The organism is Leekyejoonella antrihumi, from assembly GCF_007845645.1.
Taxonomy (GTDB): Bacteria; Actinomycetota; Actinomycetes; order Actinomycetales; family Dermatophilaceae; genus Leekyejoonella; species Leekyejoonella antrihumi.
Map to the genome: position 1 here is coordinate 1 of NZ_VCQV01000009.1, position 14,677 is coordinate 14,677.

A 14,677-nucleotide genomic window follows, 5' to 3' on the forward strand; every position below is an offset into this window, starting at 1 on the left:
GGTCGCCTCGAGCACTTACGCGGGTCCGCCCTCGGGTTCCGAAACCTGACCCACTATGTCGCGCGATCCCTCCTGGAGTCCGGAGGATTCAGACCCCGACTACACCCTCGTTTCTGAAGAGCCGACATAGTGGGTCAAGTTGCGGAGCTCGCGACCCGTCAACCATTGGCGCGCATAGGCATCGAAGTCGGACGCGGTGCGGCGGATCGGGGACAGGGCGCTGTCGCACTGTGACGCACTTCCGTGCAAGATACGTGCAAGAACGAGTGGGAATTCCTGGCCAGTACTGTCCATCGACCAGTCGACGTAACTGATTGTCAGCCTATTACTTTGGGACAAACGTGCTGGTCAGCCAGGTTGCCAAATTTGCCTGGTGCACAGGTTCAAACCCGGTCAGCCCTCCCGCCGTGGGGCCAGGGAGGCATCGAGCACGCGGGGCCACGTCGAGCGGCCCAACGGCTGACTACCCAGATGACCTATTGCGCCCCAACGGGGTTCGTGGCGGCCAAATATCCGGCGAGCAGTGCTTCAGCGACGGTGGCGATGGTGCGGTCGTCGGGGAGGAATCGGGTGTCGTGCAGGCCGTGGTCGCCGCCGGTTCCGACGAACATCATCAGGGCGGGGTGCTGGTGTCCGTAGTAGGAGAAGTCGTCCGCGCCGAATGAGCGGAAGTTGTCGGTGGTGGTGTGGCCCATCGTGGTGAGCCAGCTGGTGGTCGCACTTGCGAGGGTCGGGTCGTTGGCCAGGACGGGTTCGCCTTCGGTGACGGTGAGCTGTCCGGTGCATTCGTGGGCGGTGGCGGTGTGTTGCACGATCTGACGCATGCGCTCGAGGGTGGGTTCCCGGTCGTCGGGTCGCATGAGTCGTAGGGATCCGGCAGCGCTGGCCCGGTCGGGGATGACGTTGTTGGCAGTGCCGGCGTGGATGCATCCGATCATGCAGACGGCGCCGTGTATGGGGTCGACGCTGCGGGGGACGAGTGCCTGTAGGTTGAGCGCGGTCTGGCACAACGCCGCGATGGGATCGTGCACGGTGTGCGGGTATCCGACGTGCCCACCGGACCCAGTGATGGTGACCTGAAACTCGTCGGTGGAGGCGTTGACCACCCCTGGGGTGACGGTGATCGTGCCGGCAGCGACCTGGGGTTGCACGTGCGCAGCTACGACCGCTCGGGTCCCGATCCGGTGCAGGATGCCGGAGGCGACGACGTCCTGTGCGCCGGATGGCGCCCGCTCCTCGCGCGGTTGAAGCAGCACGGCGACGTTGGCGGTCGGCCCCGAAACGGCGTGGATGGCCCTGGCTACGGCGGTCACTGCTGCCAGGTGCACGTCGTGCCCGCAGGCGTGCATGGCGATGCCTGTCGCCGCCCAGGCCACGCCGGTCTGTTCGGTGAGCGGCAGGGCGTCGAGCTCGGCGCGCAGCACCACGCAAGGCCCCTCTCCGAGCCGGGTGAGGCGCCCGGTGTCGGCCACGGTGACCCAGTCTCCTACGCCGATCGCGTCCGCGACCAACTCCGCGGTGGGGTTCTCCTGGCCGGAGATGTGCGGGTCGGCGTGGATAGCGTGCCGCAGCCTGGTCGCCGCGGGCAGTTCCTCGGCGAGGGCGGCGCGCAGCCGTCGCAGGTCGACGCTCATGGCGGGCCGAGCTGGTAGGCACGGCGGGCGTTCCCTCCACAGATGCCGGTGGCGATCCGGGAGGCGTCGTCGCTGGTCCAGTCCCCGGCGGCCACGCCGGAGTCCAGGTACCCGGTCAGGCAGCGGCGAAACACCTCGGTCGCGATCACGTACAACTCAGGCAGGCCGAACGCGTCCGAGGAGAACAGCACTGCGCCGAACGGTGCGAGCTCGAGCAACTCGGCGAGCACCTGGGGCGCGCGTGGCCCGACGTTGTGCAGGGCCAGGCCGACGTCGACAAACACGTGGTCGAAGACCTGCGCGAGGTAACCGGCGTGGCGATGGAACGGGTAGTTGTGCAGCAGCATCACCGGAACACCGGTCGGCCCGAGCGCGCGCAGCAGTGGAGTCAGCAGGAGAGGGTCACACTCGGCGAGGTCCACATCGGCGTCGCCGTACCCGACGTGGAACTGGATCGGCAGGTGCAGGTCCGCGCCGCTCCAGATCAGGAACCGGGTCAGCACAGGATCGGCCACACGGGCGGTCAAGCCATGGTCGACGTCGCGGAGCATCCCAGCGGCGGCATCCCGGACCTGAGCCTCCGTCGGTCGGGCCGGGTCCAGGCGCAGCCCGACCCGGTAGGCGGCGACTGACTTCACTCCGACCGCGTGGGTGCATCGTCGGGTCAGCTCGGCGCGGACCTGGTCGGCGAAATGTGCAGCATCAGTGCCCTGGGCGACCTGTTCGGCGACCTGCTCAAGCCGCACGATCTCCCGTCCGGAACCCCCCGTCAGGTCTGCAAGCTCCACGGGCGACGTCAGTATGTCGGGTTGGAACCCGGTGTCCACCAGGAACTGTCGGGTCGGCAGGGAGCCGATGAGCCGCCTGTTGACCTCCGCCGCGCCCAGGTCCCGGCGCCGGCGGAGGTAGTCATCGGCCGGTGCATGCGAGGGCAGATCGAGCAGTGGCGCACACCACCGCCGCACCGACAGACCCACGTGGGTGTCGAACAAGGTGCCATGCCAGCGGCCGGGTCCGTCCGCCTCGCACAGCAGAGACTCGAATCCGGCCCGGTCGACGTCGGTGCCGATGATCCCGTGACAGTGATGGTCGACCAGTTCGACGCCGTCCAGCAGGCTCATACGTCGGTCGATCGCGGGGCGACGTTCAGTTCGTCGAGATCGGTCATGAAGCCTTCCTCTGCGGCGAGCCGATCGCCGAGCCGAGCGGCGGTGCCTGGCGCAGCGATCACGGCAATGGCGCAGGCGAGCAGCCAGGCGCCGGCGACGATGGGGAACCAGAACGGGGCCGTGTTCGAGGGCGGGTAGGGCAAGACGTTGCGGTAGAGGGTGTAGACCAGCACGACGATCCCGGCGAGCGGGATGACGATCTCCCAGGTGTGCACAGGCATCTTGCGCTGGATGAACAGCAGTCGGATCGCACCGATGGTGGTCAGGATGTACACGACCAGGATGATGAGCGTGCCGATGGTTCCGGACCAGGCGAACGCGTCCTCGGCCTTTGCTCCGAACGCGAATGCGTCGATGATGATGATCAGGCCCATCAGACATACCACGGTCAGGGCTGCCACGCCTGGTGTCCCGACGCGGGTGACGGTCGCCAGTCCCCGCTCGCCGGCGACATCGCGGGAGATAGCGAACATCAGCCGTGACGCGCCGACGACGCAGGCCAGGCAGCAACCGAAAGCGCTGATTGCCGCGCCAAGGGTGATCACGTCGCCGACCCACCCGGCGACGAACGACCGTCCGAGGTCGCCCACCAGCGATGACGAGGCTGCATACGATTTGACGCCCTTGGCGCCGGCGCCGAAGCCCATCACTTCGATCGCGGTGACGATGGTGAAGTACAAGGTGCCAAAGATTGCGGTGCCGAGGATTGCGCGGGGAATGTTCTTGCGGGGCGCGGCCGTCTCCTCGCCGAGGGTGGAAGATGCCTCGAAGCCGGCGAAGGACAAGAAGCCGAACACGATGCCGAGGAACAGCGTGGACGCGTTCGTATCCGGTTCGATGGCGAACACCTTCAGCGTGAACGTCTGCCCGCCTCCAGCCGGGGCATCACCGGTGATCAACCGAACGAGCACGACGGCGCAGACGATCAGGATCAGCACGATGGTGGCGCCCTCGATCGATAGCAGAGTCGTGGTGCCGCGCTTGGCGGGAATGACAGTCAGCACGAGCGAGCCGGCCAAGGCGACCGCAGCCAGCAGGTATGACGCCCAGCCGGGTGGGTGCGGCCAGATCCCGACCGCGCTGAGGAAGTTGGTGCCAAGGATCCCGAAGGCACAGGAGGTGACCACGCCGAAGAATGTGTACGTGCCAAACAGCGCGGTGCCACTAACGGCCCCGGTGCGCGGGCCGAGCGTTGACCCGACGAACGCATACACCGAACCGGCGTGCTGGTAGTACTGGCACAGCCGCACAAACCCGTAGGCGACCAGCAGGATCGCCACGCCCGCGAACAAGAAGGCCAGGGGTACCGCCCGGCCGACGGTGCTGGCCGTGACCTGCGGGTTGATGTTCGCGGCCATGCTCGGCGCCATCAACGCGACGGACAGTCCGACGGCCTGCCAGATGGACAGATTCCGGCGCAGCCGGGGAGGCTTGGATTCGGCCATGGCGCCCTCCTTCGGGCAGATACTCGCAGTATGCCGCGATGGAACCGAAAACAACAGTCCCCACTGCCATGTAACAAGTCATTCAGTCGGGCTATGATGAACCCCGACACACCGCCAGGAGGCCGTCAGGTGGACCCGGAAGATCGTGCTGGGCACGAGGTGGAGGCCAAGCGCGCGGCCGCGATGTTGGCGGACCGCGACATTGTGGGCGTTGCCACCACGTTCGTCGACAACAGCGGGATCACCCGGACGAAGGCGGTCCCGGTCGAGCGGTTGGTTCATGCCGCAGTGTGGGGTATCGGTATGTCACCGGTGTTCGACGCCTTCTTGTCCGATGACTCGATCGTCGCGGGGCGCTTCGCGGGCAGTCCGATAGGTGACCTGCGCTTGTACCCTGATCTATCTCGTCTGACAGTGCTCGCCGGGCAGCCCGGCTGGGCATGGGCGCCGGCCGACCGGTGCCGGCAGGATGGCACTCCGCACCCGCAGGACCAGCGGACCCTGGCTCGCCGCGTCGTGACCCGACTCGCCGAGGCCGGTTACACCGCCCGCATGGCGTTCGAGATCGAGTGGGCGGCCGGAATCAACGAGGCCGGCAGCGACGACTTCATCCCAGCTGTGCATGGACCTGCGTACGGGTTTACCCGGATGGTCGAGGCGTCCGACTACCTGCGGGATCTGGCTCGCGCACTGGCCGAACAGGGGATTCAGGCGGAGCAGATTCACCCGGAATACGCCGCCGGCCAGTTCGAAGTGTCGGTTGCTGCCGAGGACCCCATCGCCGCTGCGGACACCTTCGTGCTGGCCCGGGAGACGATCCGTGCAGTGAGTCTCCGGCACGGAATGCGAGCCTCGTTCTCCCCGAAGACCGTCGCCGGTGGGGTCGGTAATGGCGGGCACGTGCACCTGTCTTTGTGGGCGAGTGGTCGCAACATCTTCGCGGGCGGTGACGCACGGTACGGCATGACTGAGCCCGCAGAGATGTTCAGCGCCGGGATCCTGCACCACCTGCCCGCGCTCCTCGCGGTGGGCACCTCGTCGGCGGCCAGCTACCTGCGGCTGATTCCTCAGCACTGGGCGGGCGCATTCCAGGCGTGGGGCCTGGAGAACCGGGAGACGGCGCTGCGGTTCGTCACCGGCTCCCCGGGCGACCAGTACCGTGCCGCGAACCTGGAGGTCAAGGCATTCGACGAGTCCGCGAACCCGTACCTTGTCGTGGCCGGCCTGCTGAGTGCGGGACTGGACGGGCTTGCCACCGGTCGGGAACTGCCCGACCCGGTCGAGGTCGACCCTGCGCTGCTGCTGCCTGCGGAACGTGTCGCACATGGCATCACCCAGATGCCGGCATCCTTGGGGGCCGTGGCGGACGCGTTCGAGGCCGATGACGTGCTGAACACGGCATTCGGTGACGAGTTGGCCGCGACCATCGTCGAACTGCGGCGTGCCGAGCACGCGATGTTCGTCGATGCCTCCGAGCAGGACATTGCCGCCGCCGTACGCTGGAAGTACTGACACGATCACGCACACCAAAACCGTCGCCGAGCTCATGCGCAGTCGCCGCCACGAGCTGACCACGGCAGAGCTGCGGATCATGCAGGCGATCCTGCGTGACTACCCCGCCGCGGGCCTCCAGTCGGTCGCCGCGTTCGCGGGAGACGCCGGAGTCAGCCCGCCCACGGTCGTCCGGTTCACCGCCAAGCTCGGCTTCCCCACCCATGCCCAATTCCAGGCCCAGCTGCGCGCAGAGGTGTCTGCGCGGTCTGCCGGCCCCGCACAGCTGTATGCGACCACCGACCACACCAAACCCGGGACAACGGTGCTACACCGGTGCGAACAGCAGATCGGCTGCGCTGTGATCGACACGCTGCACACCGCCGACGACGTGGACTTCGCTCGGGCGGTCAACCTCACTGCGGACCCGTCCCGGCCCGTGCTGATCACCGGCGGGCGTGTTTCGGCCGCACTCGCGTTGTATCTGGCCACGTCCCTGCAGATGCTGCGCCCTGGCGTGCGGTACCTCGAGCCTCAGCAGGGTGCGCGGACAGCTGCACTGCTGGACCTCACGCACAAGTACACCGTGGTCACCTTCGACTACCGGCGCTACGAACGCGACACCGTCCGTTTCGGCACGAAGGCCGCGGGGCAAGGTGGCAAGATCGTCCTGTTCACCGACACCTACCTCAGCCCCCTTGCACGTGATGCGAGCGCCGTCGTCGCCACATCCGTCGACGGCCCGGGGCCTTTGGCGTGCCTGACGCCCGCATTCGCCATGATTGACGCACTTCTCGTTGCTGCCTCGGAGCGCGATACGGGCAAGGGGCAGCGCCGACTGACGCAATACGACGACCTGAGCCACGACACCGTGAACTGAGACGAGGCGGCCACTTGTGTTGCTCTCGCGGCGCGGCCACCCACCGCCAATCCGCTTGACGTCCAACCTGCCCCATTCCGTCTGGCGTGATCGCCGCTCCGCGTCGCGCGCAGTTCTGGTGGCGCCCGGTGGGAAACGGTCCTACTCGGCCTGGCGGCCAGAAGGCGTGCCCGACCGGGTGGGGACAGGTCGAGGCGCTGACCGACACCGGCCGGCCGAGGCCGCCTACTTCCAGGCGAATGCCGGCTGTTCGAAGTGCGCCACGCGGGTGTGACGTCCATGCAGGACGACCTCGCGGAACTGGTGCAGGATCGCAGCCGTTGGCGCGTGGATGGACTGGCCGTGGAAGGGCCACTGGAAGACCGGCGTGTCGGACTCGGGGATCGTGATGAAGCGCGGCTCGACGTCGAGCTCCTCCATGGTGACCTCGTGCAGGATTGCAACCTCGGCGGGATTGCACCGCGGTGGCTGCGCGAGAACACCGACCCACACCACGAACGGTGTGATGACGTATCCGGAGCGGCTGGCGAAGTCGTCGAGCCGCCCCACGATCTGGTCGGGGGAGGCCTCGATACCGATCTCTTCGTGCAGCTCACGAAGGGCAGCATGTTCGGCCGTCTCGCCGGAATCGATCCGGCCACCGGGAAGCGCGTACTGGCCGGCATGGGCACGTAATGTGAGGGAGCGTTCCTCGAGCCACACCACCGGGTCGCCTTCCACGACGGCGACGGGCACGCAGACCGCGGCTGCCCGTAGTCCACCCGCCGGCAGCTCGATGTGATCGAACGCCGCGAGCTTCGAGAAGATCTGCGCCTGGAGGCGCTTCGGGTCAATGGTCATGAGTTGTGCTCCTTTCGCCGCTCTTGCTGGTCGCCCTCAGCCGACTGTCTGCACGAACTCCGGGTAGGTGATCGGTGCGATCTGCTCGAGGGAGCGACCGGCCCAGTCTCCCTCGTGCCAATGCCGCCAGACGCGCTCGCCGGCACACTGGACGCCCCGCGCGGCAGCCTGCAGGTCCGCGCCGAGCACCACTCCATCGGTGACGACCGGTCTGCCGTCCACCAGCACGTCGGACAGATCGGCGGGCTGGGCGTAGTAGACGATATTGCGGATCGGGTCGCGCAGCGGCGCCATGCCGAAGGAGTCTGTGCGCCAAAAGAGCAGGTCTGCCTTCGCGCCGGGTGCGATGCGTCCCAGATCGTCACGACCGAGCAACCGCGCGGCATTGATGGTGGCCGCGTCAAAAACCCGCCGTGCCGTGGACGTGTCGGCCCTGCGGGAGGTGATCTTTCCCGCGATGGCGGTCCAGCGCAGTGACTCGATCATCGACTGTGGTGCCGTGTCCGTGCCGATGCACACGTTGACCCCGGCTGCCACATAGTCCGGGAATGACTCCATCAGAATCCCCCTGCGCGCGAAGCACCAGGCGTTGTAGGACACGGAGGTGTTCGAGGAGGCGAGCAGCTGCAGGTCGTCACCGGCGAAGTTGACCCAGCTGTTGCCTGTGATGAAGATCGCATGTCCCAGCAGCGTGTCCGGGCCGAGGAAGTCGATGTCTCCGAGCCACTCGATGGGCGTGCGCCCATGTCGGCGCGTCATCTCGTTGAACTCCCACACCCCCTGGGCCGCGTGCAGCGAGACCGGCACTGCCAGCTCCCGGGCAGCGACCTTGCTCTCTCGCAGCAGGTCCGCGGTGCAGGTGTCAACCTGCGCAGGTCCGAGAAAGCCCTGCACTCGCCCGTCCGAGCGCGACCGCTGCGTCTGGACGAAGCCCACTGCGGACTCGAGGCCCTTGCGTCCGGCGTTCTCGTCCCACTCGTAGTCCACTCGCTTGCCGTCCGGGGTGAACCATCGGCCCGAGCGGTATGACGGTGCGACATAGCCCCGCAGGCCCATGGCGTCGATGGCGTCGGCCGCATACTCCGCCGCATCGCCCAGGTGCATTACCGTGGTGGTGCCGGACCGGGCGAGCTCAATCAGGGAGTAGTCGACGCACGCGCGCATACCGGTCACATCGAGGCCCGCATCCTCGGCCGGCAGGATCTCGATGAGCCCAGTCAGCCAGAACTGCCGTGGGCCGTAGTCCTCCTGAACCGACTTGTCGACGGGGGAGGAGTGCAGATGTGAGTGAGTGTCGATGAAGCCAGGGGTGATGACCCGGTCGGGAAGGTCCCGACGAAGGTCGACGGGTCCGTCATACGACGTGCCCACATGGATGATCCGGTCGTCTGCAACGACCACGCACCCGTCACGCAGGATGCGATGCTCCCCGTCTTGAAACCCGACGATGTAGGGGGCGCTGAACAATGTCGTTGTCATGGCAATCGATTCCCTTCGGCAGCGGATCGTACAGACACCAATTTCAGCCTTGCGCAGTCATCTTCGCGAGACGTGCGCGTAGCCGGTCGGTGCGGTGTGCATTGCCGTGCAGTCCGATGTAGTGGTCGCGGTTCACGATCAGCAGAGCGTCGTCCAGCCGTCGGACCGCACCGGTCGGACTGCGGTAGGCCATGCGTCGAGCGATGTCCGCGGTGTCGACGGGCCGGATCACCTCCGCCAGCTCGGACAGCGAGGCGATGCCCAGCTCAAGCACAAGCCCCGCCATCCAGGCGTAGTGGTCCGGCCGTGACCAGCTCGCGTCGGCATACTGCCCGGCGAGAAACGCGGCGAGCTCCCGCGGACTGATCCGCGGGTCGTTGTCGCCGCCACTGACCTCAATGTCGGGGGCACCGCCCTGCAGCCGCTCGCGGATGGTCGAGAACTCCCGGTCGGCGAGTTCGAGCAGCCCGGCGGCAAGCGTGAATCGGCGATCGAGATCGGAGCGGTGCTCCTCGGGGACGGTTCCCTTGTAACGGATGTCGTGCTCGAACTCCGCCCACGCGTGCTGCAGCACGGTCCGCACCTGCACCTGGACCTGTCGCGCGCCGACCGCCGGGTGCGTCGCCCGGTCCTCCTTGGCCAACCGGATCTGCAGGTGCCGGCTGACATAGCCGAAGTGGCCTTCCCGGGCGGTCTCCTGACCCATGTCGCGGTCGCTGATCACGACCGCATCCGCATCCAAGAGCTCGACCACGGCTGCCACGTCGCTGTGCACGTAGGTGATGACCCGCAACCCGATGACGTCGCCGATCTCGGCCAGGGGATCGGCATAGAGCGCGTTGCCCTCCGCGGTCCGTCCCGCCTTCTCTGCGAACGAGGCGACGCTCTTGGCGCGCCCCGTCACACTCAGGTAGTTGAGGCCGGCATCGTCCAGCACCCGGGTCACGAACTCGACCGCCTCCTCGGCGGCGAGCACGATCTGAGGATGCTGCTCGGCATACTCCTGGGTCGCCTGACGGACCACGTCGACGTGCCGCGTGATCCGCGGGCGACGCGGCGATGGCTCCAGGTCCCCGGGAAGCGTCGGCGTGACGATGTAGCCGGTCGTGAAGTCGCCATACATCGTCATAGCGTCGGGGAGACGCTCCCGGAGCAGGGCGACATACGCGCACACGACGGCATCGACCTGATCCTCCGCCTGCCGCAGCTCGGATTTGCGAGTCGCACGCTCGACGGCCCCGACCAGTGCTCGCCACCCGTCGTGGGAGACGAGCTGGAGCGCGGGAGCCGCGGACGCGAGTGAGTCGAGCAGCCGCATCAGCGCGAGCAGCTCACCGCGCAGCTGGTCGACCGTCCGGCCCTGCTTGTTCTTGTACTTCAGGGTCCTACCGAGCCGGAAGAGTGCGATCGTGGCGGGGTGGGGATAGACCTCGATCGCCCGCCGCGACGACCTCGACCCCGGATCCATGTCGAGCCGGAGCCTCGCGCAGATCCGCGCGCCTCGGGTGGGCTCACCCAAGGTCGGGTTCGAGGTGTTCGACGGATGGGCACCGGCGTCAAACCGAGCGAAGTCGCGGTTCAGCTGCTTCTCGGCGGGTCGGCTGCCCTTCTCGTTCCTGACGATCAGCGGGGCATCAATGCCGACGAGGCATCCTCCCGGGAGGTATGGCGACAGCGCGGCCACCACCTCGGCGTCGGTCTGCACCGCCGACAGATGCTGCAGCGTACCCAGATCGTCCAGGACGGCCACGCCGGTCGGGCTATTGTTCCCCCATGCGAGGTCGAGGCCGGCGAAGTGCATACCTGCAGCATGCCGCATCCCGGCCGGTCCTTCACGAGACCCGCTCAGAGGCGGGTCTGCTGAGGTGCCCGATATCGACGTGCGACCGCGAGGTTGCGACGCACTGGAATGACCCGAGGAAGAGGCGCACGAATGTCCGAGCCGACGACCCTGACCGCGCTGTTGCGCACCCGTGCACAAGGCCCTGAGCGACCGTTCCTGCTGACCGCCGACGGGCCGGTGACGTATGCCGATCTCGACGCCATGAGCGACCGGTTCGCCACCGCGCTGCATCACCTCGGGCTCCGCAAGGGTGACCGGATCGGCGTCGCAGCACCCAACGGGATCCCGTGGCTGGTGACCTGGTTCGCCGCGTCGAAGATCGGCTGCATCCTCGTCACCCTCAACGTGGTCTACCGCGAGCAGGAGTTTCGGCACATGCTTCGGCAATCCGGTGCGCGGGCCGTGGTGTGCGTCAATGAGTTCGGCGGGTTCGAGTTCGAGCCGTTCCTCGACAGGCTCCTCCCGCAGACGCCTTCGGTGGAGCACGCCATCTTCATCGGCAGGCCCGGCACCGAGGGACGCCTCCGCTTTGAGGAGCTGCTACAGACACCAGCGGATCCGGCGGTGCTGCGACAGACCGCAGAACCTGACGATGCATCGGTCATTCTCTACACGTCCGGCACGACCGGTGAGCCCAAGGGCGCGGTGCTGACCCATGCCAGCATCCTGGCATCCGCCCGTGGCCAGGTCGATCGGCTGGCGCAGGCCGCCGACGACGTGACGATCGGTCATATGCCGCTGACCCATGTCGGTGGGATGACCTGCACGATCGCGAGCACCCTGGAAGCCGGGGGACGGGTCTCTCTCGTTCCGTCATTCAACCCGAAGCAGTCACTGGAGCTGATCGCACGTGACCGCATCACAATCATGGTCGGAGTGCCGACGATGTTCGGGATGATCCTGTCTCTGCTGGAGGCCAACCAGGTCGACACGTCATCGGTCCGAGTCTGCGTGATCGGTGGCTCCAACGTCGAACCCACGATGGCGCAACACCTGAAGCGCGCGTTTCCGGGCGCCCGACTGGCGAACCTCTACGGCCTCTCGGAGTGCTCCGGCGCGAGTGTCATCTCCCGAGCGGAAGACGGCCTGCAGACCATCACGGACACCATCGGGGCGCCCCTCGCGGGCGTCGAGGCCAGGATCGTCGACGGGTCCGGCCAACCGTTGCCACCGGACACAATCGGTGAGCTGCAGATCAGGGGCGACGCTGTCGCACAGGGCTACTGGGACCTACCCGAGACGACGGCACGCACGTTCTCGACGGAGGGTTGGCTGTCGACGGGTGATGTCGCCGTGCTCACCGAGGACGGTCACGTCTCGCTGCGTGGACGGCTCAAGGAGATGTATGTCCGTGGCGGGTACAACGTCTACCCGGCCGAGATAGAGAACCTTCTTGCAGTTCACCCCAGTGTCGCCATGAGTGCCATCGTCGGTGTTCCCGACGCCAAGTGGGGCGAGACCGGCCATGCGTTCGTCGTGGCCCGCGAGGGCGCCGTAGTCGACGTCGAAGCGCTCCGCGAACTGTGCGAGACCCAGCTTGCGGAGTACAAGGTGCCCGACGGTTTCACCGTGGTCGACTCGCTGCCCCTCACACCGGCCGGCAAGATCCGCAAGGTCGAGCTACGCGACCGCGCAGTCGAGTCACCGCACTGATGGGCGCGCGACCAGCGGGCCCACCCCGTCCTGCTCGTAGGCAGCGTCGCGAGAACCGACCTTACGCGCGCCCGTGAGGTGTCCGCCCAGGTAGCCCGCCGCGCTTGCCGCGCAGCTGCCGGCCATCCCGTACGCCACGCCGGTCTGGTGAAGTCCGCGATGTCGGGCTATCCAGGATCCGGCGAACAGCGCGACCGCCGCACCGTTGAGCAGGGCGTGCGCGGTGCCCACTCTGGACTCCGGCCGCGCGAGCTGATGCCATTCGGCCCAGCCGGTCCAGGCCGTGGGTCCGGCTGTGAGGAGGCCGAGACCGAGCAGTCGGGTTGCGGCCGGTCGCGCACTGGGGCCGCCGCACAGGTCCAGCGTCACCGCTGAGGTCCAGAAACCGATCGGCAGGTCGGTCAGCAGGGGATGCACGGCGTGGCCGATGGTTTCCCCGAGGAGTATGCGGTCCAGCGGCGGCCGCGCGAAGGGTGCGGTGACGCGGCGCAGCAAGGGCGCGATCTTGTCGAGGGCCGCGGCACGTTCGACCAACCGCGCCGGTGAACCACCGAGTGGTGTGCTGCCGACCGTGGTCGGCTCGCTGTCCTGGAGGCGGGTGGAGAGCCGGTGCTCACGCCGGCTGGGGGTGTCTGTGGTCATGCCTCTGTCGTACTCCTCTCTTCGCGGTCCGGCCAGGGGGTTTCCTGACAGATCGGTCATCGAGGTGATTGAGTGAGCAGATGATCAGGCATGATGCGGTCGCGCAACACACCGTCGTCGGTGTGCTCCTGGCCGCCGGTGCGGGGCGACGGATGGGCGGGCCGAAGGCGCTGCTGCGCGATCGGGACGGCACGTCGTGGTTGGTCCGCTCACTTCACGCTCTCCAAGACGGCGGCTGCGACGACGTGCTTGTCGTCTTGGGCTGCCGGCACGAGTCCGCGGCAGCGCTGCTCGATGGCGAGTCGGCGACGGTGATCGTGTCGAACGACTGGGCCGAAGGGATGGGTGCGTCATTGCGGTGCGGTCTTCTCCGGGCGACGCAGACCGCGGCGCAGCTGGCACTCGTGTCGCTGGTCGACCTGCCGGACGTCGGACCGGCGGTCGTGCGGCGGGTGCTCGGATCGACGTCCGGCGGTGCCGGGTCACTCTCGCGAGCCGCCTACCAGGGCGTGCCGGGCCATCCGGTGGCCCTGGGCCGTGCCCACTGGGCGGGTGTGCTCGGTGCTGCAGTCGGTGATCGTGGTGCGCGCGACTACCTGGCACAGAACGAGGTCGACCTGGTCGAGTGCGGTGATCTCGCACGCGGTGTGGACATCGATCATCGGCGAAACCTCTCCTAGGCGACCCAGATGAGCAATGATCGGAGTATGGAGCGGTCGTTCGACTCGGCGAAAGAGCTGGCAGAGCTACTCGCCGAGACGGGCTACCTGATGGATGACGCCCTCGCGACGATCGGGTTCCTCGCGCTCCGTCTCGGACGCCCGCTGCTGCTCGAGGGTGAACCAGGCACCGGTAAGACCACCCTGGCGGAGGCCCTCGCCGAGGGTCTGGACATCCCGCTGATCCGGCTGCAGTGCTACGAGGGGATCGACGCGTCGCAGGCGCTCTATGACTGGGACTTCCCTCGTCAGATCCTGCACCTGAGAGCTGTCGAGACCGCCCACAACACGGGTGCGGGTGCCGATGAGGCCACTGACGTGGAGAAGTCCCTCTTCGATGAGCGGTTCCTGATCGCCCGGCCGGTACTGCGCGCGCTCCGCGAGAGTCCGGCAGTGCTCCTGGTCGACGAGATCGACCGAGCAGACGACGAGTTCGAGGCCTTCCTGCTCGAGGTGCTCTCGACCTACCAGGTCACCATCCCCGAGCTCGGCACCATCTGTGCATCGCCGCCGCCGATCGTGGTGCTGACGTCCAACCGCACGCGCGAGCTGCACGACGCGTTGAAGCGACGCTGTCTCTATCACTGGATCGACCATCCGGGGCTGGAGCGTGAGCTCGCCATCGTGCACAGTCGGGCACCCGAGGTTGCCAAGATCCTGGCCGAGCAGGTGGTCTCGCTGATCCAGCAACTGCGAAACGAGGCAGACCTCCTCAAGCCACCAGGCGTTTCGGAGACACTCGATTGGGCCCGGGCGCTCCAGACGCTCGGCACGACAGAGCTCGACGTGGAGACCGCCGCCGCGACGCTGGGCGCCGCCATCAAGTACCGCGAGGACGCGGATCGCGTGCGCGCAAGTCTGGACCGGATGCTGGCGGGTTGA

12 protein-coding genes are annotated in these 14,677 nt (G+C 67.3%); 5 read left to right on the forward strand and 7 right to left on the reverse strand.

Features of this window, described 5'->3' with window-relative positions:
* Positions 1 to 476: 476 nt before the first annotated feature.
* Genes FGL98_RS08365 through FGL98_RS08375 form a run of 3 tightly spaced genes read right to left on the reverse strand, consistent with a single transcriptional unit; the run spans position 477 to position 4,248 of the window.
* A complete protein-coding gene (locus FGL98_RS08365) occupies positions 477 to 1,634 on the reverse strand; it encodes a M20 metallopeptidase family protein (protein WP_146316311.1) in 1,158 nt (385 codons plus the stop codon).
* Positions 1,631 to 2,755, reverse strand: coding sequence for an amidohydrolase family protein (locus tag FGL98_RS08370; protein ID WP_146316312.1), 1,125 nt, complete (start codon positions 2,753 to 2,755; stop codon positions 1,631 to 1,633). Before FGL98_RS08370 ends, FGL98_RS08365 begins: the two co-directional genes overlap by 4 nt.
* Positions 2,752 to 4,248 (reverse strand): APC family permease, encoded by a 1,497-nt coding sequence (locus FGL98_RS08375; RefSeq protein ID WP_146316313.1) that lies wholly within the window; start codon positions 4,246 to 4,248, stop codon positions 2,752 to 2,754. The genes FGL98_RS08370 and FGL98_RS08375 overlap by 4 nt, the downstream gene beginning before the upstream one ends.
* 129 nt (positions 4,249 to 4,377) lie before the next feature.
* On the opposite strand from FGL98_RS08375, the gene FGL98_RS08380 reads away from it, so the two are divergent.
* Complete coding sequence (locus FGL98_RS08380; RefSeq protein ID WP_222432069.1) at positions 4,378 to 5,760, forward strand: type I glutamate--ammonia ligase; 1,383 nt, start codon at positions 4,378 to 4,380, stop codon at positions 5,758 to 5,760.
* A 34-nt stretch (positions 5,761 to 5,794) separates the two neighbouring features.
* The gene (locus FGL98_RS08385) at positions 5,795 to 6,619 is read left to right on the forward strand and encodes a MurR/RpiR family transcriptional regulator (RefSeq protein ID WP_186526055.1); all 825 of its coding nucleotides are present in this window, start codon (positions 5,795 to 5,797) and stop codon (positions 6,617 to 6,619) included.
* A 225-nt stretch (positions 6,620 to 6,844) separates the two neighbouring features.
* On the opposite strand, the gene FGL98_RS08390 is transcribed toward FGL98_RS08385, so the two are convergent.
* Genes FGL98_RS08390 through FGL98_RS08400 form a run of 3 tightly spaced genes read right to left on the reverse strand, consistent with a single transcriptional unit; the run spans position 6,845 to position 10,757 of the window.
* Positions 6,845 to 7,459 carry an NUDIX hydrolase gene (locus FGL98_RS08390; protein WP_146316315.1) on the reverse strand — a complete coding sequence of 205 codons (615 nt, stop codon included), beginning with the start codon at positions 7,457 to 7,459 and terminating at the stop codon, positions 6,845 to 6,847.
* A gap of 36 nt (positions 7,460 to 7,495) precedes the next feature.
* Positions 7,496 to 8,938 (reverse strand): amidohydrolase family protein, encoded by a 1,443-nt coding sequence (locus FGL98_RS08395; RefSeq protein ID WP_146316316.1) that lies wholly within the window; start codon positions 8,936 to 8,938, stop codon positions 7,496 to 7,498.
* A 43-nt stretch (positions 8,939 to 8,981) separates the two neighbouring features.
* A complete protein-coding gene (locus FGL98_RS08400; RefSeq protein ID WP_281289161.1) occupies positions 8,982 to 10,757 on the reverse strand; it encodes a DUF429 domain-containing protein in 1,776 nt (591 codons plus the stop codon).
* A gap of 114 nt (positions 10,758 to 10,871) precedes the next feature.
* On the opposite strand from FGL98_RS08400, the gene FGL98_RS08405 reads away from it, so the two are divergent.
* Positions 10,872 to 12,434: a class I adenylate-forming enzyme family protein gene (locus FGL98_RS08405; protein ID WP_222432070.1), complete on the forward strand. Its 1,563-nt coding sequence runs from the start codon at positions 10,872 to 10,874 to the stop codon at positions 12,432 to 12,434.
* Here FGL98_RS08405 and FGL98_RS08410 read toward each other — a convergent pair.
* Entirely contained in the window at positions 12,423 to 13,076 is a 654-nt protein-coding gene (locus FGL98_RS08410) for a DUF2231 domain-containing protein (RefSeq protein ID WP_246136441.1), read from the reverse strand. The genes FGL98_RS08405 and FGL98_RS08410 overlap by 12 nt on opposite strands.
* An 80-nt stretch (positions 13,077 to 13,156) precedes the next feature.
* Here FGL98_RS08410 and FGL98_RS08415 point away from each other — a divergent pair, with 80 nt between their 5' ends.
* Complete coding sequence (locus FGL98_RS08415) at positions 13,157 to 13,756, forward strand: nucleotidyltransferase family protein (RefSeq protein ID WP_146316318.1); 600 nt, start codon at positions 13,157 to 13,159, stop codon at positions 13,754 to 13,756.
* A 9-nt stretch (positions 13,757 to 13,765) separates the two neighbouring features.
* The gene (locus FGL98_RS08420) at positions 13,766 to 14,677 is read left to right on the forward strand and encodes an AAA family ATPase (RefSeq protein WP_246136442.1); all 912 of its coding nucleotides are present in this window, start codon (positions 13,766 to 13,768) and stop codon (positions 14,675 to 14,677) included.

What these genes read in the sequence shown, in the direction of transcription:
- FGL98_RS08385 (WP_186526055.1), top strand. Translation starts at nt 5,795, where the DNA reads ATGCGCAGTCGCCGCCACGAGCTGACCACGGCAGAGCTGCGGATCATG.
- FGL98_RS08420 (WP_246136442.1), top strand. Translation starts at nt 13,766, where the DNA reads ATGAGCAATGATCGGAGTATGGAGCGGTCGTTCGACTCGGCGAAAGAG.
- FGL98_RS08415 (WP_146316318.1), top strand. Translation starts at nt 13,157, where the DNA reads ATGATCAGGCATGATGCGGTCGCGCAACACACCGTCGTCGGTGTGCTC.
- FGL98_RS08405 (WP_222432070.1), top strand. Translation starts at nt 10,872, where the DNA reads ATGTCCGAGCCGACGACCCTGACCGCGCTGTTGCGCACCCGTGCACAA.
- FGL98_RS08375 (WP_146316313.1), bottom strand. Translation starts at nt 4,248, where the DNA reads ATGGCCGAATCCAAGCCTCCCCGGCTGCGCCGGAATCTGTCCATCTGG.
- FGL98_RS08410 (WP_246136441.1), bottom strand. Translation starts at nt 13,076, where the DNA reads ATGACCACAGACACCCCCAGCCGGCGTGAGCACCGGCTCTCCACCCGC.
- FGL98_RS08390 (WP_146316315.1), bottom strand. Translation starts at nt 7,459, where the DNA reads ATGACCATTGACCCGAAGCGCCTCCAGGCGCAGATCTTCTCGAAGCTC.
- FGL98_RS08370 (WP_146316312.1), bottom strand. Translation starts at nt 2,755, where the DNA reads ATGAGCCTGCTGGACGGCGTCGAACTGGTCGACCATCACTGTCACGGG.
- FGL98_RS08400 (WP_281289161.1), bottom strand. Translation starts at nt 10,757, where the DNA reads ATGCGGCATGCTGCAGGTATGCACTTCGCCGGCCTCGACCTCGCATGG.
- FGL98_RS08395 (WP_146316316.1), bottom strand. Translation starts at nt 8,938, where the DNA reads ATGACAACGACATTGTTCAGCGCCCCCTACATCGTCGGGTTTCAAGAC.
- FGL98_RS08365 (WP_146316311.1), bottom strand. Translation starts at nt 1,634, where the DNA reads ATGAGCGTCGACCTGCGACGGCTGCGCGCCGCCCTCGCCGAGGAACTG.